Below are 23,284 nucleotides of genomic sequence, written 5' to 3'. Positions count from 1 at the left end.
TCACTCCTGCGCCCCCGCGAGCACGCCGCCCCGGCGGCCCAGCAACACACCCGGATTGAGGATGCCCCGGGGATCGGCTGCCCGCTTCGCGCCCGCCAGCATCTCCGCGTAGAGGTCGGGGCGTTCCCGGTCGTAGCCGGAAGGGCGATGGTCGCGGCCGACACCGTGGTGATGAGTGACGGTGCCGCCGCCTTCCACGACCAGCCCGTTGGCCGCCAGCTTTATGTCGCGCCAGTGAGCGAGCATGCGTTCCGGCGTGCTGGCGGCGTAGAGCGTGTAGTAGGGAGCGGGCCCGTCCGGATAGACGTGGGTGAAACGGCAGGTGATCTCACCGTCGCGGCCGGTGGTGCGGCGGATGGCCTCGCGGATGCCGGCCGTGATACACGCATGGAATTCCGGGAACGCCGACCAGGTGCAGGCCGTCTCGAAGGTATCGACGATCACGCCGTGGGGCACGAGCACCTCACGATAGAAGGGCATGCGCAGGAATGCCTGCCGCCAGGCCGCGGCGGCGGCGTCGCGCCCGCCCTCCCCCTTGCTCTCGCGCTTGTCGTCCCCCCGTGCGCCGCGGCTCTGCCCGCCTGCGTCGGCACAGATCTCCAGCGCCCGGTCCAGGTTGGCCTCCTGGGGATGATCGGCGCTCTCGAAACCGAGCACCAGCAGCGCCGAACGGCCGTCGCCGACGCCGTTCATCAGTGCCTCGCCGGGGTCCAGCAACCGACAGTTGGCGGGATTCAGCCCGCTCCTTGCGACCTGCCGCACTGCCTCGGCGCCCGTGTCGAAGTCCTCGAAGCGTACCGTGGCGGAGGCCCGGTGACGGGGCACCGACTGCAGCCGCATCCAGGCCGCCGTCACGATACCCAGGATGCCCTCGGAGCCGCAGATCAGACGCTCCGGCTGCGGCCCGGCGCCACTGCCCGGCAGGCGCCGGGTGGTCATCCGGCCCTGTGGCGTCACCATTTCCACGCTCTGCACGAACTCGTCGATGTGGGTGTACAGCGTGGCGAAATGGCCGCCGGAACGGGTAACGATCATCCCGCCCAGGGTCGCCAGCTCGAAACTCTGCGGGAAATGCCTGAGGGTGAGACCTTCCGGCTTCAGCGCCGCCTCGAACTCCGGGCCCCGCGCCCCGGCCTCGATCAACGCACAGCGGTCCTGCTGGTCGACGGCCCGCACCCGATTCATGCGCGACAGGTCCAGGCTGACGACGCCCGGGTAATCGTCGCCCACGTCGGGCTCCACGCCGCCGCAGACCGAAGTGCCGCCGCCGAAGGGGACCACCGCCGCCCCCTCGCCGTCGGCCCAGTCCAGGAGTCGCTCCACGTCCGCGGCATCCTGCGGGTAAGCCACCAGATCCGGCGCATGGGGTACCTGTCGCAGGAAGGCCCGGGCGATGTCGGCGTAGCTCTGCCCCATCGCATGGGCCAGCCGATCGGTATCGTCCGCGGTGACGAGCCCGGCGAGGCCGTCAGGGGCCTGCAGTCGGGCCGCCGGCAGTTCGAAGTCCGCCGCCTGCGGCACCGTCAGTGGTTCCGGCAGGCCGCCGAAGCGCGCGCCGGTCATCCGACGGACGGTCTCCGCCTCCGCTTCGGTGGGCCCCTGCCCCTCGAATCCCCAGCCCCAGAATTTTCGCCTGGCGCTCATGAAGGCCCCTGGGAGGCAGACTGCACAGAGCTCGAAGTCTTATAACGAATGAGCCACATCCGATTGATATATCAAATGATTGGCCGTTCGGTGGCTATGCTGCCGCTGAACCTGGGCATCCTGGCGAGCCCGACGACGGACACTGCCACGTAGCCCCCGAGTGCAGGCCAGACGGCAGCGTCCGCGAACCAGTCGGGTTCGGCCTGCGCGAGCCAGAGGGCGCCCAGGGGGACGGCGACGAGGAGGCGCACCAGCTCCAGCCGCACCGCGCTCGGTCGTCCCTCGTTGATCACGGCGAGGTTATAGACCAGGAACCAGAACAGCAGGCAGAGAACCAGCGTGGTCGGGAGCGCTGCGCTCGTGAAAACCGCGCCGATGGCCGAGGACGCCAGCACCGCCAGTACGAACTGGCCCAGCAGATACGGTCTCGCCCCCGCTGGCAGGCCGGGGTCGAACTTCTCGAAGCGCTCCGGCGCGACGTTGCCTCGTGGCGCGTCCCGTACGTCCGGCGGCCTCCAGCCGGTGCGCCGGAACCACAGCCCGAGCTTGTCGCGCCACCGGCGCGTGCGCACGGCGTCCTGCCAAAGGTAGTGGTAGACGTGCAGGTTGGCGTAGAACGGATTCCAGCTCCTGAGCGGTTTGCGCACCCCGTAAACGACCGGCTCTTCGTCCAGTTCTTCCTGGAACGTGCCGAACAGCCGGTCCCACAGGATCAGGATGCCGCCGTAATTCTTGTCGATATAGCGCTCGTTCTGCGCGTGGTGGACGCGATGATTCGACGGCGTCACGAACACCCGGTCCACCCAGCCCAGCTTGCCCACGTGACGGGTATGGACCCAGAACTGGTAGATGAGGTCGATGGCGTTCACGGTGATGAAGACCTCGATCGGGATACCCACGAGGAACATCGGCAGATAGAAGACCCAGCTGAGCAGGAACCCGGAGCTGGTCTGGCGCAGCGCCGTCGAGAGGTTGTACTCCTCGCTCTGGTGATGGACCGCGTGGGCCGCCCACATGACGCTGATCTCGTGGCCGAAGCGGTGGACCCAGTAGTAGCAGAAATCCCAGAACAGGAGGGCGCCGGCCCACATGGCCAACCCTGCGGGGCTGAAATCGAACAGCGCCATGTCGAGAGTCGCGATCGCAAAGTAATCCAGCACGAACGCGTAGATGGCAATATTGACCACTCGCGTGAACAGCCCGATGGTCGTGCTCAGCATGCCGGCGCTGAGGCTGCCGATGGCATCGTTCAGGCGGTAGTAGCCGGTGCCGCGCCAGCGATCGATCGCCACTTCGGCGAGCAGCGCGAGAATGAAGAACGGGACGGCCAGGGCAATCAGGTCCATGGCGCACATGATAAACCGGCTCCGCTGCGCGACCAACGTCTGGACGCCGAGCTACCGGGCCCGGTAATGTCCCGCCACCGTCCCCGGGAGACCCCGCCGATGTACACCGAAACGGAACTCGAGGCCCTCGCCCGCGCTGCGGCGGAACTCGCTGCCGGGCTGCCCGCCGACCCCCAGCGAGAGGACCCTGCGGCCGATCCCGCCCTGGTGCAGGTGCTGCTGGACACGGCGCGGCGCCTGCACGACAACTTCCCCTACCACCACCCCTTCTACGCGGGCCAGATGCTGAAGCCGCCCCACCCGGTGGCCCGCCTTGCCTACGCCCTCGCGATGACCGTCAACCCGAACAATCATGCGCTCGACGGGGGCCGGGCGAGTTCGGTGATGGAAAAGGAGGCGGTCGCGCAGCTGGCTGCGATGTTCGGCTGGGACACCCACCTGGGCCACCTCACCGGCGGGGGCACTGTGGCAAACATGGAGGCGCTGTGGATCGCGCGGGAGAGGCATCCGGAGCGGGGCATCGCCGCCTCCGCCATGGCCCATTACACCCACCGGCGGCTGTCGGACGTCCTGCGGATGCCTTTCACCGAGGTAGCCGCCGACGCACACGGACGAATGGACCCGGATGCCCTCGAGGCGGCGGTCGGCGGCGGCGGCATCGGCACCGTGGTGGCGACGCTGGGCACGACCGGCACCGGCAGCACCGATCCTCTGCCCGAGATTCTGGAGGTTGCCGCCCGGCACGGCCTGCGGGTACATGTAGACGCGGCCTACGGAGGCTATTTCCGGTTGCTCGACTCGCTCTCGCCGGAGGCAGTCCGCGCGTTCGGCGCCGTGGGCCGGGCGGATTCCATCGTCATCGACCCGCACAAGCACGGCCTCCAGCCCTACGGCTGCGGGTGCATCCTGTTCCGCGACCCGGCGGTCGCCGTCCACTACCGACACGACTCCGCCTATACCTATTTCACCTCCGACGACCTGCACCTCGGCGAGATCAGCCTGGAGTGCTCTCGCGCAGGCGCCGCCGCCGTCGCACTCTGGGCCACCCAGCGCCTGCTGCCGCCGCAGCCCGGGGGTGAATTCGCCGCCGGGCTGGCGCGCTGCCGCGAGGCCGCCGTGGCCCTGCACCGGGCCCTCTCCGACGACCCGGCATTCCTGACGCTGATGCCGCCGGACCTGGACATCGTGGTCTGGGCGCCCGCGGCCGGGAGTGCGGGCGCCGTCAGCCGGGCATCGCGGCGCTGTTTCGAACGGGCGGCCGAACGGGGCCTGCACCTGGCGCTGATGGAGTTGCCCGCAGCGCTGGCGGCCCCCTGGTGGCCCGGCATGGCGTTCGACGAGGAATCGGTGACCGTCCTGCGCTCGGCGCTGATGAAGCCGGAGCACGACCGCGCGCTGCCGGCCATCCTCGAATCCCTGCGCGCGGCGGCCGGCTGACAGCGCGTCAGGCGGCGCGCAAGAACAACCGCATCAGCGCGAGCCCTGCGAAAAAGCTCATGAAGGCACCGGCAAAGGTCAGGGCGAAGTAGCCCGCGGCCGTCAGCAGATAACCGCCGCGCACGTACTGGACCAGTTCCAGCGTGAGGGTGGAGAGCGTGGTGAAGCCGCCGCAGAAGCCGGTGGCCAGCAGCAGACGCGCGTTACCGCTGAGGAGTTCGGTACGGGCCGCCATCTCCGCCAGCATGCCGATGAGCAGGCAGCCCAACAGGTTCGCGCCGAGCGTGCCGAAAGGGAATACGATCGCCTGGCGCTGGAAGGCCACCGTGAGGCCGAAGCGCGCCAGCGCCCCGGCCGCGCCGCCCAGGGCCACCATGATCAGGGCCGACAGACTGGTCATGCCGCGGGCGGGCCTGCGCCTACTCTTCGTCGCCCGCGTCGGCGCCGGAATCCCCGCCCACTTCGCCGTCCTGTTCGGGGGTGCGGATCTTCACGTCGGAAGGGGCCTCGAATCCGAGCCTGATCTCGTTGCGCCTCACCCTGATCACGGTCACCTTCACGTCATCACCGATGCGGATGGATTCACCGGCCTTTCGCGCAAGAATGAGCATGATTGCCTCTGCATCGAGCCCGGGCTCCGTCCGGAGCCTCTCGCGGGCTCCCCTGCAGTATAGGGCATGAGCGGGGCGGCCGGCATCCCGGACGCCCGGCCCGGCTTTCAGTCGAGCGCGAGTCGGCGCTTCGTCTCAGCGTACTCGCCGGCGAGCCGCTCCACCAGGTCCGCCACCGGCATCACCTGATGGATGCTGCCTACTCCCTGCCCGGCGCTCCAGATGTCCTTCCAGGCCTTCTTGTGGCTGTCGCCGCCGCTGCCGAAGTCCATGGCGTTCTTGTCCGCCTCCGGCAGGTTGTCCGGATCCATACCGGCGCGGGCCACGCTCGGCTTCAGGTAACTGCCGTGCACACCGCTGAACAGCGACGTGTAGACGATGTCGGACGCCGCACTATCCACCAGCATCTGCTTGTAGTCCGGCATCGCGTTCGCCTCGTCGGTGGCGATGAAGCGGGTGCCGATGTAGGCCAGATCGGCGCCGATGGCCCGGGCGGCGAACACGTCGCCGCCGTTCGACATGCAGCCGGACAGAATCACCGTGCCGTCGAAGAACTCGCGGATCTCCTTCACCAGGGCGAACGGGCTCAGGGTGCCCGCGTGCCCGCCGGCGCCGGCGCAGACGGCGATGATGCCATCCACGCCCTGCTCCGCCGCCTTGCGCGCATGGCGCAGGTTGATGACGTCGTGGAAGACCAGGCCGCCGTAGCCGTGCACGGCCTCCACCACCTCGCTCGGCGGGCGCAGGCTGGTGATGATGATGGGCACCCGGTACTTCACGCAGGTCTCCATGTCTGCCTGCAGTCGGTCGTTGCTCGCGTGCACGATCTGGTTCACGGCGAAAGGCGCCACCGGCTTGTCCGGGTTGGCCTTGCGGTACGCGTCGAGCTCGCCGGTAATGCGCTGCAGCCATTCGTCCAGCATGGACTGCGGCCGGGCATTCAGTGCCGGGAAGGCGCCGACGATGCCGGCCTTGCACTGGGCGAGCACCAGGTCCGGAGTGGAAACGATGAACATCGGCGCACCGATGACGGGGAGGCGCAGGTTCCCCTGCAGCTGTTCGGGCAGAGCCATGGATTCTTCCTTCGCTGTGACGGGCGGCAGCTGCCGGCGGCGGCCGGACGGTGCCGCAGCGCATGGTAGGCAGTGCCGTGCGCAGCCGCAAGCGGCGGAGTCAGTCCCTCTCGACCCGGTAGACGAGATCCACCGCATGCTGCTCGCCCGACCGGGACTCGAGCCGCAGTCGCTCGCTCAGGTCGTAGCGCACCAGCAGCGTGCCGATGGAGTCGAAGATGCCCCAGGCGTACTCCAGGTAGAGGTCCTCGCTGAGGCGTTTGCCGGCCAGCACCCGCCCGTCGTCGGCGCCGCCCTCCACCGCGAGGGTGTCCAGGCCCACTTCCTGGCTGACCTGGGAAGCGATGGCACCGGCCCGCGACAGCCCCAGCGACAGCGCCGCCCGGTTGAGGACGTTGCCTTCGGCCGATGTGGTGCCCGCCAGTGGCCGGCCGGTCAGCAGATAGGACAGAGCCTCGGCTTCCGGCAGCGGTGGCTCGGAGAAGACAGTGGAACTGGGAGAGCGCACGGTACCGCCGATCCGCACGCCGGCCAGCACCTCGCCGGTGTCGCGCACGGCGCGGATATCGACCGCGGGATTGGTGAGCGGACCCGAGAACGCCAGTTCGCCGCGCTCCACGGTCAGTTCCTGACCGTAGGCCTTGTAACGGGCGTCGACGAGACTCAGGCGGCCGAATCCCAGCCAGGGCCGCTCACTGCCCCCCGTCAGCCGCAGGGAACCGGTCAGATCCGTCTCCAACCCGAACCCGCGCAGATGCACGGACTCCCCGAGGGCCACCTCCAACTCGACGAAAAGTGCCGGGCCGAGACGCTCCTCGCCGGCTTCGGTGCGGCCGTGCACCACCGTATCCGGACTGGTGCGAACCGCGTCGCCGCCGAGCTCGCGCAGGGTGATGTCCGCTTCCGGCACTTCGATGGTGCCGCGGACCTCGAGGCGGCGCTCGTCGAGCAGGATATCGAGATCCGGGCTGGCGGTGGCCTGCATGTCCGGCAGCCGGACGATGACGAAATCCTGCCCTTCCACCGAGAAGCGGCTGATCCAGCCTGCCTCGTCCGCGCGCTGGGTCGTGCCGCGGATGCGCACCATGCCGTCGCCGGAGCGGGCGCTGCCCTCGTAGTCGATGACGCCCGCCTCGTCCTGGCGTGCGACCAGCTCCAGCTCCGTGATCTCGATGCCCGCATCGGGGAACAGAAAGCCGGCCTCACGCAGCCGCAGCGCGCCGCCGAGGCGGGGCTCGCGGCGCCTGCCGGCTATCTCGACCCGGCCCATGACGTGTCCCCGGACCTGGGCCAGTTCCGGCACCAGCAGCGGCACCATGGAGAGTTCCCGGAAGTCCAGCCGTAGCAGGCCATCCACCGGCGCCGCCGGATCGAACAGATCCGCCGTCTGCAGCCATGCCTCTCCGTCGCCCTGCTCGCCGAGATCCAGCTCCGCCTCGATGCGGGCGGCGTTGCGCTCCACCGAGGCTCTGGCGGTGAAGGAACGAATTTCGAGGCCTGTCTGCCGATCTTCGTCCAGCATCACTTCGACCCGGGCGTCCTCGACGGTCAGATCGGCGCTGCCGTCCAGAACGCCTGACTGCCAGGTCAGATCGGCCTTTCCCGCGGCTTCCCCATCGAAGCGCGATCCCGCGGGGAAAAACGGTGCCAGCAGCGCGACCGGCACCCGGCGGGCAGTCGCGCTCATCCGTGCGGCCTCCGCATCCCGACTCGCTTCCAGGCACAGCGTGCCGCGTCCCTCGCCGGTCAGGCAGGCCAGGCCCAGCGTGATCTCGGGCGGCGCCACGGTCAGGGCGACCGACTCGTCCAGGCGCCAGTCGCCGACTTGCGGCTGGGTGATACGCAGGGCACGCAGCTGCCCCGACCATGCCCCGTCGGTCAGGCCGCCAGTGGCCTGAAGGCCGGCGGTCCCGGAATCCGCCTCCAGCTCCAGCGCGAGGTCGTGGGCGTCCGGCGAGCCTTCCGCCCTTACGCGGACCGAGGCGAAGCTCACCTCCCCCGCTTCGACTTGCGCGGCCACGAGCCGCAACCGCGACCCCGTCGCCGCAGGACTCACCTGCAGGCGGGCCGCGCCCACCGACAGCCCTTGCCCGCGCAGACCATCGGTCTCGAGCGTCCCCTCGACCACCGGCTCGGCAAACGAGCCGGACAGGGCCACATCGCCACGCAGGTCGCCCTGCACGAGCGGCCAGACCGTCTCCACGCGCGGGGCCTGAACCGTGAGCTTCAGGTCCGGCTCCGGTGCCAGGCGCCCGTCCAGGGTGAAACGGTTCTGCCCGACGGCGAGTTGCACGCCCCGGGCGGCGATCTTGCCAGGCTCGCCGAGTTCCACTTCCCCGCGACCCGCGAGGGGCTCGTCCCCGTAACGGCCGGTCAGTTCCTCGATCCGCAGCATCCCTCCGGGCGCCGATTCCGCCGGCCATTGGCCGGTGCTGCGGCCGCTGGCCGAGAGGGTTCCCTGCAGCGGCGCTCCCCATGCGCCGGTCTCGAGTTCCTGAAGGCGGAACGCCACGTCCCACTCCCGGGATGGCAGCAGCCCAAGGCTGCCATCGGCCTCCAGGCTCCCCGCTTCGCTGGCGAGCCGCAGGCGCTCGACCTCGAGGGTCTCGAGGCTGCCCCGGCCCGTGGCCCGGGCGTTCACGGCGGGGATGCCTGCCGTCGCCAGTCGTGCTCGCGCTTCGGCCGTGTAGGCGTCCAGCCAGCCTTCGAGCGTGACCCGGCCCTCGGCCACCGTCAGGATCCGATTGCCGTCCAGAGGCAGCTCGAGGGTCGCCACTTCGTTCCGCAGCCGCGCATGGAAGCCGGCCTCGCGGAGTTCCACCGTGCCTTCCGTGCGCACCTCTTCCGGCTGGCGCAGTCGGTGCGTCACCGTCCACGCATCGGCGTCACCCTCGAAACGGCCCGATCCCGCCAGAGCCGGCCCGGCGTCGTCGCCCCCGTAGCCCCAGTCCGCGTTCAATCGCAGCCGGTACGGCGGCACCAATCGGGCCTCGCCGCGCGCCTCAAGCCTCAGCCAGTCACTGTCCAGCACGAGCCGATCCGCCTGCAGCCGGCTGCCCCGCATCGCGGCCGCGACTTCGATTGCCCGGGCCGAGCGGGACCAGCCCGGAGCGCTCACGCGCACGTCTTCCAGCCGGCCTTCCTCGATGGCGAGCGGTACCGGCATGCGGAACCGGAAGCGCCCGCCGGGCTGCTGCGGCTCTTCCGCCCCACCCGCCGCCTCACGCGCGGCGATAGTCACCGACACGCCGAGGGCGCGCAGCCGCTCGAGCCGGATGTCCCGGCGGATCAGGGGCCAGGGGTCGAGTTCCAGTTCCAGCTGCCGCACCTCGACGGTCACCGCCTCGCCGCGCCACGCTCCTCCCCGGAGCACGACACCGCCGGCCAGGGTGCCGTCCACTTCGCCCAGTTCCAGAGCCGACGGCAGATAGGGTTCCGCCACATCCAGCGCCAGGCGCAGGCCGGCGGGCGTCGCCACCACCAGCGTCGTCAGGACGACGGCGGTCGCGATCAATCCAATCAGCAGGTACAGGATGGCGCGGAAAAGGCGCATCAGAGGTCAGGCCCGAGGGTGATGTGCAGGCGCACGCTGCGGTCCGGATCATCGAAGGGATGCGCGAGGTACACTCGCAACGGCCCCACCGGCGAACGCCACCGCAAGCCGATGCCGGCGCCCACGCTGGGCGACCAGTCGAGCTCGTCGAACGCGTTACCGGCATCCACGAACACCGCCCCGGCAAAATTGCCGAACAGGTCATGGGCGTACTCCAGGCGCAAGGTGGCCAGGCGGGTGCCCCCGACCACGTTGCCTTCCGCGTCCGTGGGTCCCAGCGTCTGGTAGCCGTAGCCCCGGACGCTAGCATCGCCGCCGGCGAAAAATCGGAACTCGGGCGGGAGCTCCTCCAGCTCACTCTTCATAGTCACACCGAGCTCGGTGCCGGCGATCAGCTTCCCCTTCGGTCCCAGCGGATGGACGAGGCGGAAGTAACCGGAGAACTGCAGGAAGCTCGTTGTGGAGCCGATGGCACGGTGAGTGCCCCTCGCTTCCACGCCGACGCTGTAGCCACGGCGCGGATTGACGTCCCAGTCGAACCGGGCCCGGCTGAACGCGAGCGACGGCAGTACCAGCACGCTGTCTTCGCTGTCCGTACTCACCTGATAATCCCAGAAGCCGAGTTCGAGGCCCTCGGTTCGCAGCCAGTCGCCGCCGAGTTTGGTCACACGTTTCACCCCGAAGGTCGCGCTGTCGGTCTCCGAGGTATCCGTGTCTTCGTTGCGCAGGCCCGCGTTGTAGCTCAGCCACTCGACCGTCGGATCGCCGACGGGCAACCGGTAGCTGGCCGTGAGGAAAGACTCGACGTCCGATGCCAGCAGCTCCGCCCGCAGGCGGTGGCCACGGTCGTTCACGCGCATGTTCTCGTAGCCGCCCCGCAACCGCAGGCCGCCGTCCGTCGATGCGCCCACCCCCACGTTGTACTCGATGCGGGTCGCCGGCGTGAGGCGCACCGTCACGGGGATGCGATGGTCGGGCGAGACGCTGAGGTCCGGTTCGATACGAACGCTGCGGAAATACCCGCTGGTGAGCATGGCCTGATAGGCGTCGCTGACCAGGGCCGCGTCGTAAGGTACGCCTTCCGATAGATCCAGGAACGCGCGCGCCAGTCCCGGCTCGAGGAAGTCCTGTTCGACGGTGATCTCGCCCACCCGGTAACGGGGCCCGGAGGCGAAATGCAGGGTGACGTCGGCCGCCTGCTGCTCGGGCCACACGTCGATGCGGGCCGCCGTGAACTCGGCCTCGACGTAACCCCGGTCGGCGGCGGCGATGCGCAGCCGATCCTTGTACGCCGCATACTTGCCGTGATGGAGCGGCTCCCCTTCACGCGGCCGGCCCTCCCGCGCTTCGGCCAGGAACGCCGGATCCTCCTCGGCCGCCCCGCCGATGCGAACCTCCACTTCACGGTAGCGGGTTCGGGGGCCGGCATCGACGACGACCGTCGCCAGCCAGCAGCCCTCCCGCTCCAGGTCCAGCGTCTTCTCGAAGGTCGGGCCGTAATGGCCCAGTGCCTTCAGCGCGTCGGTGATCTCCTGGTCCAGGTTGCGGAACCCCCGCCGCACCCGCCAGGCCGGCGCGTCACAGGGCTCGTCCGCGAGGCCGGCGAAGGACCGGGCGTTGTCGAGGAGTTCACCCTCGACGCCCTCGATGAGCAGCTCGGCCCTGGCGGCGGGCGCCCCCATCGTGGCAATGGTTGCAGCAGCCAGCAGCAGGGCCGAAAACAGGCCCGCAGTCCTGCCGCTCCGCCTGCCCGCACCGGCGGCGCTTTCGTTCCCCCCTGACGCAGACGCACAGCGGTCCGTCAGAACTCCTCCCCGGTCCACGGCCTCACGTAGGCCGGCGGCAGGCCGCGGTCCGGTGCGCCGGCCGGATCACGATACCGGTCGCGCAACAGGGTCTGGCGGCTCCGCATGGGCACGGCCGCGCCGTCGATGAATACCTGGTCAGGAAAGCTGGTGACTTCCAGCGGGTCGCCATCCCAGACCACGAGGTCGGCGGCCAGGCCGGGCCGGATCGCGCCCAGTTCATCGCCCAGGCCGAAGACCTCGGCCGGTGCCCGGGTGATGGCCCGCAGGCCCTCGTGCCAGGGCAGACCATGGGCCACCGCATTGCCGGCCGCCTGGGTGATGTTGCGCGGGTTGTGGCTGTCACCGGCCGAGAAAACGAGGGTGACCTCCGCTTCGTGTAGTCGCGCGGCGTTCTCCAGGGTGGCTTCCAGCCGATCGAAGTCCGCGGGCAGATTCGCGAGCGGATTCAGGATCACGGGCACACCCGCGGCGGCGAGCTTGTCGGCACGCATCCAGGCCTCCGACCCGCCCGAGATCACCAGGCGAAGGCCGTGTTCGAGGGCCAGCGCCAGCACCGCGTCGATGTCACTCGCCCGCTCGACGTCGACCACCAGCGGCATGTCGCCAGCGAGAACCGGCTGCAGTGCCTCGAGATCTTCGGCACTCACGCTGAGTGTCCGACGCTCGCCCCTTGAATAAGCCTCGGTATTGTCCGCGTATTCCGCCGCGTCACGCAGCGCACTCTCCAGCCGCAACAGGGCCTCCGCGCGGGAACCGAAGGCGACGGCGCCGCCGGCGCTGCCGAGCCTCGCGAACAGGGCGGCGCGTTCCCTCGTGACCGAGCCCGGATCGCCCGACAGGGAGATCACGGCACCCAGGCCGGAGATGACGCTGCTGCGCACGCCCGCCTCGTCCGGGCCGGAAGACGTGGGCGCGACCAGCGCCCGGGTGACCCCTTCGATGCGGTTGATCGCGATCAGTGTGGAGCGCGGATTGATGGCCGGCGCCACGGCGAAGGCCGCCGTATAGCGTTCGCCCCGCTGCACGTGATCGACCGTCGAGGCTTCCAGGCTGATCTCCTCCACTCCCAGCACGCTGGCAGGATCGAACAGCCCGGGCGTAATCACCTTGCCGGTGGCATCGATCCGGCGGGCTCCGGCCGGGATGTCGACGTCGGTACCCACCGCCGCGACACGCCCGTTCTCGATCAGCAAAATGGCCGGCGAGAGCGTGCCTTGCGGGCCCATCGTGTGCACCGTCGCGCCTGTAATCGCCACAGTGTCATCGCCGCCCGAACTGCCATCCGAGCCGGCGGCCGGGGCGGAGACAGAGACGGACAGGGCAGCCGCCAGGCAGAGCCCTGCGAACAGGCGTCCGATCCGGGGGTTCGCACGTGTCATTCCGGGCCTCCTGTCCGACGGGTGGTGCCGAGCGTGAAATCCGTGACCGGCTGACGCGCGGGGTCTGTGCGGTCGTAGACCAGCGCGCCGTCGATGTAGACCTCGTCGGCCCGGCTGTAAACGCTGAACGGGTCGCCGCTCCAGATCACGACGTCCGCCATCTTGCCGGCCTCCAGCGTGCCGGTAACGTCCTCGACGCCGAGGGCACGGGCCGCATTGCGGGTAAGCCAGGTCATGGCCAGCTCGGGCTCGACCGGGATGCCGGCTCGGTTGGCCGCTGCCATGGCCTTGGCGGCCTCCTGGTTCAGGCGCTGGATCCCCTCGTCGGAATCGGAATGGATGATGGCGCAGCCGCCGGCCGCGTCGACCAGCGGCGCATTCTCGCGCACCGCGTCGTACGCTTCCAGCTTGAAGCCCCACCAGTCCGCCCACACCGCGGCGCAGGCATCGTGCTCGGCCAGGAGATCGGCGATCTTGTACGCCTCAACCGCATGGTGAAAAGCCGTGACCCGATAGCCGAACTCGTCCGCCACATCCATCATGGTCGCCATTTCGTCGGCACGGTAACAGTGATTGTGCACCAGTATCTCGCCCCGCAGCACACCGGCGAGCGTCTCCAGGCCGAGGTCCCGCGCCGGTGGCTCGCCGTCACCGGCTGCAGCGGCCTCGAGCTTCTCCAGATACCCGGCCGCCTCGATCCACGCCTTGCGATACCCCGCCACATTGCCCATGCGGGTGGACGGGGCCTGATTGCGCTCTCCATAGACCCGCTTCGGGTTCTCCCCGCAGGCCATCTTCAGACCGTGCGGCGCACCCGGGAATTTCATCTGCTGGACCGTGCGTGACGGGACGTTCTTCAGCGTGACGGTGCGCCCGCCGATCAGATTCGCCGAGCCGGGGAGAATCTGCAGCGTCGTGACGCCGCCCGCGAGCGCGGTGGCGAAGCCGGGATCCTGGGGCCAGACCGCATGCTCCGCCCACACCTCGGCCGTCACCGGCGCGGTCATCTCGTTGCCGTCCGAATGCGCTTTCAGGGCCGGTGACGGATAGACGCCCAGGTGCGAGTGCACGTCGATGATACCCGGGGTCACCCACCGGCCCACCCCATCCACGACGCGGGCGCCCCGGGGCGCGTCCAGGCCGCTGCCGACGGCCGCAACCCGTCCATCGCGCAGCACCACGTCGGCCTCTTTCAGCCGCTCGCCGGTGCCGGTCAGGACCGTGGCGCCGCGGATCAGCACCGGCCCGTCGCCAGGCAGGGGTTTGTAGGTGGAATCGTAAGCCCGCGGCTGCGGGGCCTCGTCGGTGCCGCACGCCGCGAACAGCAGCGCCGCGCAGGCGATCGGGAGCGTTTTCCAGCCGGCTTGCATCGTTCTCCTCGGGATCGGATGAAAGCGCAGAATCCTACCACGACGGCGACCCGGCCCGGCCCCGCGCAGGACGACTCCAGACGGTCAGCGAACGCGACCGTCGGCGTTGACGCCTGTCAATCGGCTCCGGTATCGGAATCCGGCGCGGCGCCGGCCGTGCCACCGTGGCGCCCGGCGCCGGCGGAAAAACGCCGGGCGCCTGCCGCGCTCTCGCCGCTGTCCAGGGTAGCGCGGCCGAGGGCGAACTCCAGCGCCATAGCGCCGTCTTCCTCCAGGCTCCATTGCCGCAGCGCGCTCAGGCGGTCGTTCCTGAGACAGGTCTGGGGTGCCGCCCCGATCTCCCGCGCAAGCGCCATCGCCTCGGTGACGGCCTGCCCCGACTCGACCAGCCGATTCGCCAGCCCGAAATCCGCCGCTTCCTCCCCGCCGACACCGCGTCCGGTGAGGATCATGTCCAGCGCCCGGCTCTGGCCGATCAGGCGCGGCAGGCGCACCGTGCCACCGTCGATGAGAGGGACGCCGAAGCGCCGGCAGAAGACGCCGAAGACCGCGTCACGGCTCGCCACCCGCAGGTCGCACCAGAGCGCGAGTTCCAGCCCTCCGGCGACCGCATGGCCTTCCACCGCGGCGATCACCGGTTTCGTGAGCTGCAGGCGGGTCGGCCCCATGGGCCCCGGTCCGTCCGCAGCCACCCGGTTGCCGTCGCCCGAGGCGAACGCCTTCAGATCGGCGCCGGCGCAGAAGGACCCGCCGGCCCCGGCCAGCACGGCCACTCGTGCCTCCGCATCGCGTTCGAAGGCCTCGAGAGCGGCCAACAATGCGGCTGCGGTATCCCGGTCGACGGCATTGCGGTGGGCGGGACGATTCAGGGTCACCAGCGTGACGTAGCCCTCTCGCTCCACCAGGACGTTCGCGTTCTCTGTCATTACGGCCATACCTCCATGCCGAGTCGAATTCCGGTGACGACCAGGAACACCCCGAACAGCCGGCTGAGCCAGCGCCGGCTGAGCCTGTGCGCGACTGCCGCGCCCAGCGGCGCCATCAGGATGGTCGCCGGGATGATGAGCGCCACCGCCAACAGGTTGACATAACCCAGGCTGAACGGCGGCCGGCCCGGCTCGTCCCAGCCGGCCAGCACGTAGCCCACGCTGGCGGGCAGGCTGATCACGAATCCGAGCAGGGCCGCGGTGCCCACGGCCCTGTGGATCGGCTGGTTGAACAGGTTCAGGGCGGTGACGCCGAAGGTACCGCCGCCGATTCCCATCAGCGTCGACAAGGCGCCGATGGAGAACGGCAGGGAGAGTGCGGTGGTGCCGCGAGGCACCTCGTCCCGCAGCACCACGTCGTCCAGCGGCAGCCACATCTTCACCCCGAATATGACGGCCATGACGGCGAAGATAGCCGTCAGCGTGTCGCTGTGCAGCCGATCGGCGATGAGCACGCCCGCGCAGGCACCCACGAAGACGGCGGGGGCCCAGCGGCGTGCCAGTTCGAGGTCGACCGATCCCCGCTGCCAGTGTGCCCGGCTCGAGGACAGGGATGTCGGGATGATCGTGGCCAGCGAGGTCGCCACGGCGACGTGCATGGTCACCGCGTCAGCGGTGTCCGTGGCCGCGAGGGCGACCAGCAGCGCCGGAACGATGATGATGCCGCCGCCGATGCCCAGCAGCCCGGCCAGGAAACCGGCGACGATGCCGGCGGCGAGCACGGGCAATGCGAGTGTCAGAAGCTCGGGGCCCATTGCGGCCATCGTGTCCATCGCCTCCACGGGACTCCGTCGGGCTGTGCGCGAGAGTCACGGAGGATGCCCGAGGCCGGGCTTCATTGAAAGCGCGGTATGCGCCGGCGCCACGCCGTCAGCTGCGCCCGGACTCTCCCAGCAACGCGCGTCTGAGGTCCGCTGATCTGGCCTCCGGGTGCAGCCAGATGGACAGGAAGGCGGGCCCGAACTCCGGCTCCGCCACCTCGCCGGTCTTCTCGCCGTTGTGATAGAAGACAGTACGCTCGTCCGGCAGTACCAGACAGGACAGGGTATCGCCTTCCCGGACGTCCGGCAGCAACTGGCGTAACCAGCCGAACCACCGCGGCGGCGCGTCCACGCCCAGGCGACCCCACTCCTCCCGGGCGATATTGATCAGCTTCGAGGCCCTCACGTCGCGGTGGTAGTAGATCTCGAAACGAGCCCGCTCGGTGTCGGTCCAGTCACTGAAGCGGCCGGTCTCGGTCGCGAAGGAAGCATGATAGACGCGCAGGCCGAACCAACTGTACTCGCCCTGCCCGACCACCTCGAGACCGTCTGCGGCCGGCCCGTCCGACGCGTCTGCATCGGCTGACGCCGGACCGGCGGCGGCCAATGCCATCGCCGTAGCCGCCACCGTCGTGATTGCGCTCAGGCGCACGCGGTGTCGCGCCCATGCCGCCCAACTGACTCCACGCGCCGCCGCCGGAATCCGCCCGATTGCATCCATAGTGCCGGTCTCCTCGAAACCATGCGGTACCATGCCGCTCCTGTACGGGGTTTCGACAGGGCGGCCACGGCGGATGCAACCGCCTCGCCGGACTGGCGCAAACAGAGGCTGAGGAGAGAATATTGACGGCTGCGCAGACGCAGGCCCGTGTCGTACTGGTCGGCATGGGCATCTTTCACCTCGGCTGCCTGGGCGCGTTCTGGACCGGCGTGAGTCCGGCCGCACTGACGGTGGCGCTGATCCTCTATCTGGTGCGCGGTTTCGGCGTCACGGCCGGTTATCACCGACTGCTGGCGCACCGGTCGTTCCGCGCCGGCCGGACGGTGCAGTTCCTGCTGGCATTCGCGGGTAGTCTCGCCACCCAGGGCGGCCCGCTCTGGTGGGTGGCCCACCACCGCAGCCACCACCGCTACACGGAGACGGACCGGGATATCCACTCGCCCCGCACCCAGGGCTTCTGGCGCTCGCACATGGGCTGGATGCTGTCCGCCGAGAGCTTCCGCGAGAACGGCGCCAATGCCAGAGATCTCTACCGCGTGCCCGAGCTGAAGTTCCTGCAGCAGCACTACGCCTGGATCGTGCTCGGTCAGGGTGCCGCCATCTTTGCCCTGGGCGAAGGGCTGGCCGCGCTCGGCCTGAATACCTCGGGGCTGCAGATGCTCGTCTGGGGCTGGTTCATCACCACTGTCGCCCTGTGGCACGCCACGTTCATGGTGAATTCGGTCTGCCACCTCTGGGGCAGCCGCCCGTTCGATGCGGCCGATACCAGCACCAACAACTGGCTGGTGGCGGTGCTGGCGCTGGGCGAGGGCTGGCACAACAACCACCACAAGTTCGCCTACTCGGCCCGCCACGGGCTCGAATGGTGGCAGTTCGACCTGACCTGGATGCTCCTGCGGGCGATGGAGAAGTTCGACCTGGTGACCGATCTCAGGCTACCGCGGCGGCGCATGCTCGAGCGCGCCCGCGCCACGGCCGGCTGATGAGGCGGCCGGCGATGTGCGGCCGTTCAACTGACGAAAAGTTGACGACAGGCGGGAGAATGCCCTAGCGGCCGACGACCTGATCGATCACGAGCCGAGCCGTCTCCCCGCTGTCCATGCGATAGGTCGTCGCGCCGATCAGATCGCCCGCGGTCTCGCTGATCGAACCGCCTTTCGCCACCCGGGCCACCAGCTCGACTTCCTCCTGAGTGGAGATCTGCCGTCCCGCCATCATCGCGTTGGCGTCGCTGAGCGTGATGGACAGGGGCAGATCGCCGGCGCGGCGGCGGACGGCAGCAATCGGCGGCCCGCCGACCCCCGGCGTGCGCGCAAAGATGAACAGTACCGCATCAGCCGGTGCCTGGGCGGCGAGTTCCGGGCTCAACGTCACCTGCAGCGGTACCGTGCCGGGCGCCGCCTCCGGGGCAGGGGCCGGCGCCTCGGGCTCCGGCTCCGGGGCCGCGGCAGGCGCTGATTCCTGTGACGGCATCTCTGCCGCGGCCGCCATCGGCGCGCCGGCATCGCCCTCTCCGGCACCTGCGGCGGCGCGCAGCTCGCGGATATTGCTCTCGAGTATCTGCCGCACGTCATCCGGCGGCGCGGTATCCAGTATCTGCTCCCAGCGGTCCGCCGCGAGCAGCCGCTCGCCCCGGTTCGCCGCCGCCAGACCCGCATACCAGAGCGCACGGGCGTTGTTCGGCGCCAGCTGCAGCGCGTTCTCGAACAGCTGACCCGCCCGTCCCGTGATGGCCGTGCTGTCGGCAAACAGGATCGACTCGCCAAGATCGAGCATCACCACCGGATCGTCGTCGGCCAGTTCGTAGGCCCGCTCGAAGGCCCGTGCCGCTTCCCGGTATCGCTCCTGCGCCCGATAGCTGCGGCCCAGGAACTTCCAGCCTTCGACGTCGTCCGGATTCTCCTCCAGGCTCGCGGCCAGCTCGGCGATGGCATCCTGCGCGTCGCTCGCATGCGGATTGTCGTTCGTGCCCGCCGAGGTGAGTACGCTGTCGAAATCGTAATCACTGAGGTAGACGTAGGTGCCCACCGAGGCACCCAGAAAGAGCACGGCGATGAAAGCCGCGAAGCCGCCGGAGCTGCTCTCGCTGCTCTCACCGTTCTCGGTAGCCTGGCTACCTTTGCGCAGCGCCAGGTAAAGGGGAGCTGCCGCCGCCAGCGCCATGAGGCCGGCTATCGCCCAGAAGATCGTCGTTGTCATAAGTTCACCGGGCCGGGGCACCGGCCGCTCTGTCTAGCTTTCATCGTCGATGGGAAGGTTGGTTCGCCGCCGGATCACCCGGAGCAGCACGAATGCGGCAATGAGCAGCAGCAGGACGGGAGCGCCCCACAGCAAGGCCGTGCGCTGGTCGAACGGCGGCCGGTACAGCACGAACTCGCCGTAGCGGTCAGTCAGGAAGAGCAAGATCTCCTCGTTCGACTTGCCCTCGGAGATCATCTCGCGGATCTCCCGACGGAGATCTTCGGCGAGCATCGCGTTCGAGTCCTTGATGGACTGATTCTGGCAGGTGGCGCAGCGGATCTCGTCGATGAGCTCCTCGTAGCGGGCCTGGGTGGCCGGATCCTCGAACGCCGGACCTTTGTCGATGGCGAAAGCCGACACCGTCAGCGCCATGAGGAGCGCCAACCAACCTGTTTTCAGCAATTTCACGAACCTGATTTCCTGGCCTCGGATGTTCCGATCTCGGATTTCCTCGCCTCGGCGATCCGTGGCTCGAATTCCTCGCGCCACACCTTTGGTGTCAACGGACTCACGTGCTTGTAGATCACGCGCCCCTCCTGGTCGAGCAGGAAAGTCTCCGGCGCGCCGTAGACTCCCCAGTCGATGCCCACCCGGCCGTCACCGTCGAAGGCGTTGGCCGTATACGGGTTGCCCAGATCGCGCAGCCAGCGCAGTGCGGCCGGCCGCTCGTCCCGCCAGTTCAGCCCGTAGATAGGAATGGTACCGGAACGCGCAAGGGCCATCAGGAAATTATGCTCCTGACGGCAGGCTACGCACCAGCTCGCCCAGACGTTGACCAGCGCCACCTCGCCGCGGATGTCCGTGTCGGATACGGTCTCCTCCGGGTTGCTGAGTTCCGGCAGGGTGAAGGTCGGCGAATCCCGCCCGATGAGCGGCGACGGCAATTCGCCCGGGTCCTTGCCGAGACCCGCCATCAGGGCGATCAGCAGCCCCAGGAATACGGCAATGGGCAGTATGTAGCGAATCATGTCGCCGCCCTGCCCTCCGCGGCCGTACCGGCCTCCATGGCGCGCCGCTCGGCGGCCGGCACCCGGTAACGCCGGTCGGACATCGCCACGATGCCGCCGAGCGCCATCACGCCACAGCCGAACCAGATCCAGCGGATCAGGGGCTTGTACTGAATGCGAACGCTCCAGGCGCCGTTGCCGAGTGAGTCGCCCAGCGCGACGAACAGGTCCCGGTCCCAACCGGCGTCGATACTCGCCTCGGTCATGGGGCTCTGGCGCACCCGGTACACCCGCTTCTGGGGGGTGAGCACGGTGACGAGTTCGCCGTCACGGCGCACCTCGAATTCCGCTTCCATGGCGTCGTAGTTGGGGCCCTCCACCTCGCGCAGTCCGCGCATCGTGAAGTCGTAACCGGCCACCTGGATGGTCTCGCCCGGACTCGCCCGCATGTCGACTTCCTGGCCGTAGGACATCACGGCCGTGACGCCGATGACGAACATACCGACGCCCAGATGGGCGAGCTGCATGCCCGTGACGGCCCGCGACTGCCGGGGCCCGGAACGCTTGCCGAACAAGCGCATCAGCGGGTCCCAGACAGCGGTAAAGCTCACGAAGAACGCCGCCAGCATGCCGGTGAAGATCAGCGGCGTGACGCGGCCGTAGATCAGCCAGGGCACCAGGATGGCCAGCGGCACGGCGATAGCCAGCGGCAGGCGCACCTGACGCCAGATGGCCATCTTGTCGCCGCTGCGCCAGGCCGTGCTCATGCCGATGCCTATCAGCAATGCCAGCGGCAGCATCGGGATGATGAACGCCAGGTCGAAGAACGGCGGGCCAACCGAGATCTTGCCGAGGCCGAGACCGTCGAGGAACAGGGGATAGAGCGTACCCAGCAGCACCAGCGTGGCCGTGATCACCAGCAGCACGTTGTTCAGGAGCAGGAAGGTCTCCCGCGACAGGGGCTTGAAGCCGGCGTCGGAATCCATCTTCGGTGCCCGCCAGGCGTATAACGCGAGCGCCGAGCCCACCACGATTGCGAGGAAAGCCAGGATGAAGGCGCCGCGAGTGGGGTCACTGGCGAATGCGTGCACGGAGACCAGCACACCGGAGCGCACGAGGAACGTGCCGAGCAGGCTGAGCGAGAATGCGGTGATCGCAAGCAGCAGCGTCCAGCTCTTGAACAGGCCGCGTTTCTCCGTGACCGCCAGCGAGTGAATCAGGGCCGTGCCGACGAGCCAGGGCATGAACGAGGCGTTCTCCACCGGATCCCAGAACCACCAGCCGCCCCAGCCGAGTTCGTAGTAGGCCCACCAGCTGCCCAGCGCGATGCCGATGGTGAGGAACATCCAGGCGGCGGTCGTCCAGGGCCGCGTCCAGCGCGCCCAGTCCCGATCGAGTTTTCCTTCCAGCATGGCCGCCACGGCGAAGGCGAATGCCACCGCGAAGCCGACGTAGCCGATGTAGAGCATCGGGGGATGGATGACCAGTGCCGGATCCTGCAGCAGCGGATTGAGGTCCGCGCCGTCGGGGGCCGCCGGCACCAGCCGCTCGAACGGATTCGAGGTAAACAGCGTAAAGGCGTAGAAGCCGACGCTGAGCAGACCCATCACGCCGATGACCCGGGCGCCGAAGCGTTGCGGCATGTGGCGCGACGAATAGGCCACGGCAACGGTCCAGGCCGCCATCGCCAGGGTCCACAGCAGCAGCGAACCCTCGTGGGCACCCCATACCGCGGCGATGCGGTAACCGATCGGCAGCATGGAGTTCGAGTTGTTGGCGACGTACAGAACCGAGAAGTCGTTCTGTATGAAAGCCCACGTGAGGCACAGGAAGGAGACCCCCATGAAGCCGAACTGCGCCGCCGCAGCCGGGCGGGCGACCGCCGTCCATTGCGTCTTGCCGAGCTGCGCGCCGACCAGCGGCACGACGCCCTGGACCAGCGCGAGCGTCAGGGCCAGGATGAGTGCGAATTGTCCTATTTCGGGGATCATGGCTTCGTCCGCTCCGGGAAGTGGCCGCTGCGCTTCAGCGAATCGGCGACCTCTGGCGGCATGTAGTTCTCGTCATGCTTCGCCAGGATCTTGTCCGCCTGGAAGACGCCGTCTTCCCCGACGCGTCCGTGCGCGATCACGCCCTGGCCCTCGCGGAACAGATCCGGCAGCACGCCGTTGTAGCGCACGCCGAGGGAGTTCTGGTAATCGGTGATGGTGAACTCCACGTCCATGCTGCCCGAGGCCCGTTCGATGGTGCCTTCCTGCACCATGCCACCGACCCGGTAGGTCCGTGTCTCGGGCACGTTGCCCGCGGCCACCTGGTCGAGCTCGATGTAGAACATCATGTTCTCCCGGAAGGCGGTCAGGCTCAGGGCCGTGGCGATAGCGAGCCCGGTCACGGCCAGCCCAACGGCCAGCATCCGCTGTCGGCGAGGGGTCATCAGTCGTCCTCCATTGCTTGGATTCTGCGGGCCACGTTCAGCCTGGCGGCTGCGTGGCGACGTCTTGCCGCGGTCACGTTAAAAACGAGAATGATTGCGGTTAAGGCGAAGGAACTCCATACGTACCCGCCGTAACCGCCCATGGCCAGGAATTCGGTCATCTCTGCAACTCCCCTGCCGGGATACTTTCCCCGACCGCATTATCGCCGAGAAGTTCACGCTTGACCCAGCGGGAATGGCGCTCGCGCTCGAGCACCTCCGCCCGGGCACGGGTCAGGAGCACCGCGGCGAAGAACAGCGTGAAGCCGATGATCATGATCAGGAGCGGCGTCAGCATGTTGCCGGTGATCGACGGCTGGTCGAACTTGGCCAGCGTGGCGCCCTGGTGCAGGGAACTCCACCACTCGACCGAGTAGTGGATGATCGGCACGTTTATCACGCCCACGATCGCCAGCACAGCACTGGCCCGGTCGGCCTTGTTGGTGTCGTCGATCGAGGCCCGCAGGGCCATGTAGCCGAGATAGAGGAACAGGAGTATCAGCTCGGAGGTGAGCCGGGCGTCGCCCCACTCCCACCAGGTGCCCCACATCGGCCGGCCCCATATGGAACCGGTCGCGAGCGCCAGGAAAGTGAACGATGCGCCGATCGGCGCGCACGCCGCCGCCACCGCATGCGCGAGCTTCATTCGCCAGATCAGGCCGATGGCCGCGCCGGTGGCCATGACCACATAGGCCATGAGCGAGAGGTAGGCGGACGGTACGTGCACGTAGATGATGCGGAAGCCGTCACCCTGCTGATAATCGGCAGGTGCCAGCACCAGGCCCTTGAAGGTGCCGGCGATCAGGGCGATGGCGGCCAGCACGCCGAACCATGGCGCGAGCTTGCCGGCGATGCGGTAGAAGTGGGGCGGCGAGCCCAGCTTATGAAACCAAGTCCACATGAGTCCTGTCCTGCTCCTCTCTGCCGATGCGCC

21 protein-coding genes are annotated in these 23,284 nt (G+C 68.8%); 2 read left to right on the top strand and 19 right to left on the bottom strand.

Translation table 11 applies throughout. The features are described from left to right. Window positions 1-1,644, bottom strand: coding sequence for an FAD-binding oxidoreductase (locus ACJMKX_RS01970; RefSeq protein WP_405220453.1), 1,644 nt, complete (start codon window positions 1,642-1,644; stop codon window positions 1-3). A gap of 71 nt (window positions 1,645-1,715) precedes the next feature. Then, a complete protein-coding gene (locus tag ACJMKX_RS01965; RefSeq protein ID WP_405220757.1) occupies window positions 1,716-2,990 on the bottom strand; it encodes a sterol desaturase family protein in 1,275 nt (424 codons plus the stop codon). 99 nt (window positions 2,991-3,089) lie between these two features. Between ACJMKX_RS01965 and ACJMKX_RS01960 the strand changes: the two genes are divergently transcribed. Beyond that, window positions 3,090-4,427, top strand: a complete 1,338-nt coding sequence (locus tag ACJMKX_RS01960) for a pyridoxal phosphate-dependent decarboxylase family protein (RefSeq protein WP_405220451.1) — start codon at window positions 3,090-3,092, stop codon at window positions 4,425-4,427. A gap of 7 nt (window positions 4,428-4,434) precedes the next feature. Here the strand turns inward: ACJMKX_RS01960 and ACJMKX_RS01955 are convergent, their stop codons facing one another. The 10 genes from ACJMKX_RS01955 to ACJMKX_RS01910 all read right to left on the bottom strand — a co-directional run bounded on the left by ACJMKX_RS01955 (window position 4,435) and on the right by ACJMKX_RS01910 (window position 16,620). Continuing rightward, window positions 4,435-4,827, bottom strand: a complete 393-nt coding sequence (locus ACJMKX_RS01955; RefSeq protein WP_405220449.1) for a CrcB family protein — start codon at window positions 4,825-4,827, stop codon at window positions 4,435-4,437. A gap of 19 nt (window positions 4,828-4,846) precedes the next feature. After that, window positions 4,847-5,038, bottom strand: coding sequence for a carbon storage regulator (locus ACJMKX_RS01950; protein WP_405220447.1), 192 nt, complete (start codon window positions 5,036-5,038; stop codon window positions 4,847-4,849). A gap of 107 nt (window positions 5,039-5,145) precedes the next feature. Then, a complete protein-coding gene (locus tag ACJMKX_RS01945; RefSeq protein WP_405220445.1) occupies window positions 5,146-6,111 on the bottom strand; it encodes an NAD(P)H-dependent flavin oxidoreductase in 966 nt (321 codons plus the stop codon). Window positions 6,112-6,211: 100 nt separating this feature from the next. Further along, window positions 6,212-9,664 (bottom strand): translocation/assembly module TamB domain-containing protein, encoded by a 3,453-nt coding sequence (locus ACJMKX_RS01940; RefSeq protein WP_405220443.1) that lies wholly within the window; start codon window positions 9,662-9,664, stop codon window positions 6,212-6,214. Continuing rightward, window positions 9,664-11,346 (bottom strand): autotransporter assembly complex protein TamA, encoded by a 1,683-nt coding sequence (locus ACJMKX_RS01935; RefSeq protein WP_405220441.1) that lies wholly within the window; start codon window positions 11,344-11,346, stop codon window positions 9,664-9,666. The genes ACJMKX_RS01940 and ACJMKX_RS01935 overlap by 1 nt, the downstream gene beginning before the upstream one ends. Before the next feature lie 119 nt (window positions 11,347-11,465). Further along, window positions 11,466-12,851, bottom strand: coding sequence for an amidohydrolase family protein (locus ACJMKX_RS01930; protein WP_405220439.1), 1,386 nt, complete (start codon window positions 12,849-12,851; stop codon window positions 11,466-11,468). Then, window positions 12,848-14,221: an amidohydrolase gene (locus ACJMKX_RS01925; protein ID WP_405220437.1), complete on the bottom strand. Its 1,374-nt coding sequence runs from the start codon at window positions 14,219-14,221 to the stop codon at window positions 12,848-12,850. Before ACJMKX_RS01925 ends, ACJMKX_RS01930 begins: the two co-directional genes overlap by 4 nt. A 116-nt stretch (window positions 14,222-14,337) precedes the next feature. Next, the gene (locus ACJMKX_RS01920; protein WP_405220756.1) at window positions 14,338-15,147 is read right to left on the bottom strand and encodes a crotonase/enoyl-CoA hydratase family protein; all 810 of its coding nucleotides are present in this window, start codon (window positions 15,145-15,147) and stop codon (window positions 14,338-14,340) included. Continuing rightward, a complete protein-coding gene (locus ACJMKX_RS01915) occupies window positions 15,147-15,980 on the bottom strand; it encodes a sulfite exporter TauE/SafE family protein (RefSeq protein WP_405220754.1) in 834 nt (277 codons plus the stop codon). Before ACJMKX_RS01915 ends, ACJMKX_RS01920 begins: the two co-directional genes overlap by 1 nt. Before the next feature lie 97 nt (window positions 15,981-16,077). After that, window positions 16,078-16,620, bottom strand: a complete 543-nt coding sequence (locus tag ACJMKX_RS01910; protein WP_405220436.1) for a chalcone isomerase family protein — start codon at window positions 16,618-16,620, stop codon at window positions 16,078-16,080. 191 nt (window positions 16,621-16,811) lie between these two features. Between ACJMKX_RS01910 and ACJMKX_RS01905 the strand changes: the two genes are divergently transcribed. Further along, window positions 16,812-17,672 carry an acyl-CoA desaturase gene (locus ACJMKX_RS01905; RefSeq protein ID WP_405220434.1) on the top strand — a complete coding sequence of 287 codons (861 nt, stop codon included), beginning with the start codon at window positions 16,812-16,814 and terminating at the stop codon, window positions 17,670-17,672. Window positions 17,673-17,736: 64 nt separating this feature from the next. Here ACJMKX_RS01905 and ACJMKX_RS01900 read toward each other — a convergent pair whose 3' ends face one another. The 7 genes from ACJMKX_RS01900 to ACJMKX_RS01870 are packed head-to-tail and all read right to left on the bottom strand — an operon-like array spanning window position 17,737 to window position 23,251. Beyond that, the gene (locus ACJMKX_RS01900; protein ID WP_405220432.1) at window positions 17,737-18,888 is read right to left on the bottom strand and encodes a tetratricopeptide repeat protein; all 1,152 of its coding nucleotides are present in this window, start codon (window positions 18,886-18,888) and stop codon (window positions 17,737-17,739) included. Between the two features lie 33 nt (window positions 18,889-18,921). Beyond that, a complete protein-coding gene (locus ACJMKX_RS01895) occupies window positions 18,922-19,338 on the bottom strand; it encodes a cytochrome c-type biogenesis protein (RefSeq protein ID WP_405220430.1) in 417 nt (138 codons plus the stop codon). Beyond that, window positions 19,335-19,898 (bottom strand): DsbE family thiol:disulfide interchange protein, encoded by a 564-nt coding sequence (locus ACJMKX_RS01890; protein ID WP_405220428.1) that lies wholly within the window; start codon window positions 19,896-19,898, stop codon window positions 19,335-19,337. The genes ACJMKX_RS01895 and ACJMKX_RS01890 overlap by 4 nt, the downstream gene beginning before the upstream one ends. Continuing rightward, window positions 19,895-21,868, bottom strand: coding sequence for a heme lyase CcmF/NrfE family subunit (locus tag ACJMKX_RS01885; RefSeq protein ID WP_405220426.1), 1,974 nt, complete (start codon window positions 21,866-21,868; stop codon window positions 19,895-19,897). Before ACJMKX_RS01885 ends, ACJMKX_RS01890 begins: the two co-directional genes overlap by 4 nt. After that, a complete protein-coding gene (gene ccmE / locus ACJMKX_RS01880) occupies window positions 21,865-22,311 on the bottom strand; it encodes a cytochrome c maturation protein CcmE (protein WP_405220424.1) in 447 nt (148 codons plus the stop codon). Before ccmE ends, ACJMKX_RS01885 begins: the two co-directional genes overlap by 4 nt. Beyond that, entirely contained in the window at window positions 22,311-22,472 is a 162-nt protein-coding gene (ccmD, locus tag ACJMKX_RS01875) for a heme exporter protein CcmD (RefSeq protein WP_405220423.1), read from the bottom strand. The genes ccmE and ccmD overlap by 1 nt, the downstream gene beginning before the upstream one ends. After that, on the bottom strand, window positions 22,469-23,251 hold the full coding sequence (locus tag ACJMKX_RS01870) for a heme ABC transporter permease (protein ID WP_405220421.1): 783 nt from the start codon (window positions 23,249-23,251) through the stop codon (window positions 22,469-22,471). Before ACJMKX_RS01870 ends, ccmD begins: the two co-directional genes overlap by 4 nt. Window positions 23,252-23,284 lie beyond the last annotated feature (33 nt).

This window comes from Lentisalinibacter sediminis, assembly GCF_040706615.1.
Lineage (GTDB): Bacteria > Pseudomonadota > Gammaproteobacteria > Steroidobacterales > Woeseiaceae > Lentisalinibacter > Lentisalinibacter sediminis.
This window is presented reverse-complemented; position numbering and strand designations above follow the sequence as displayed.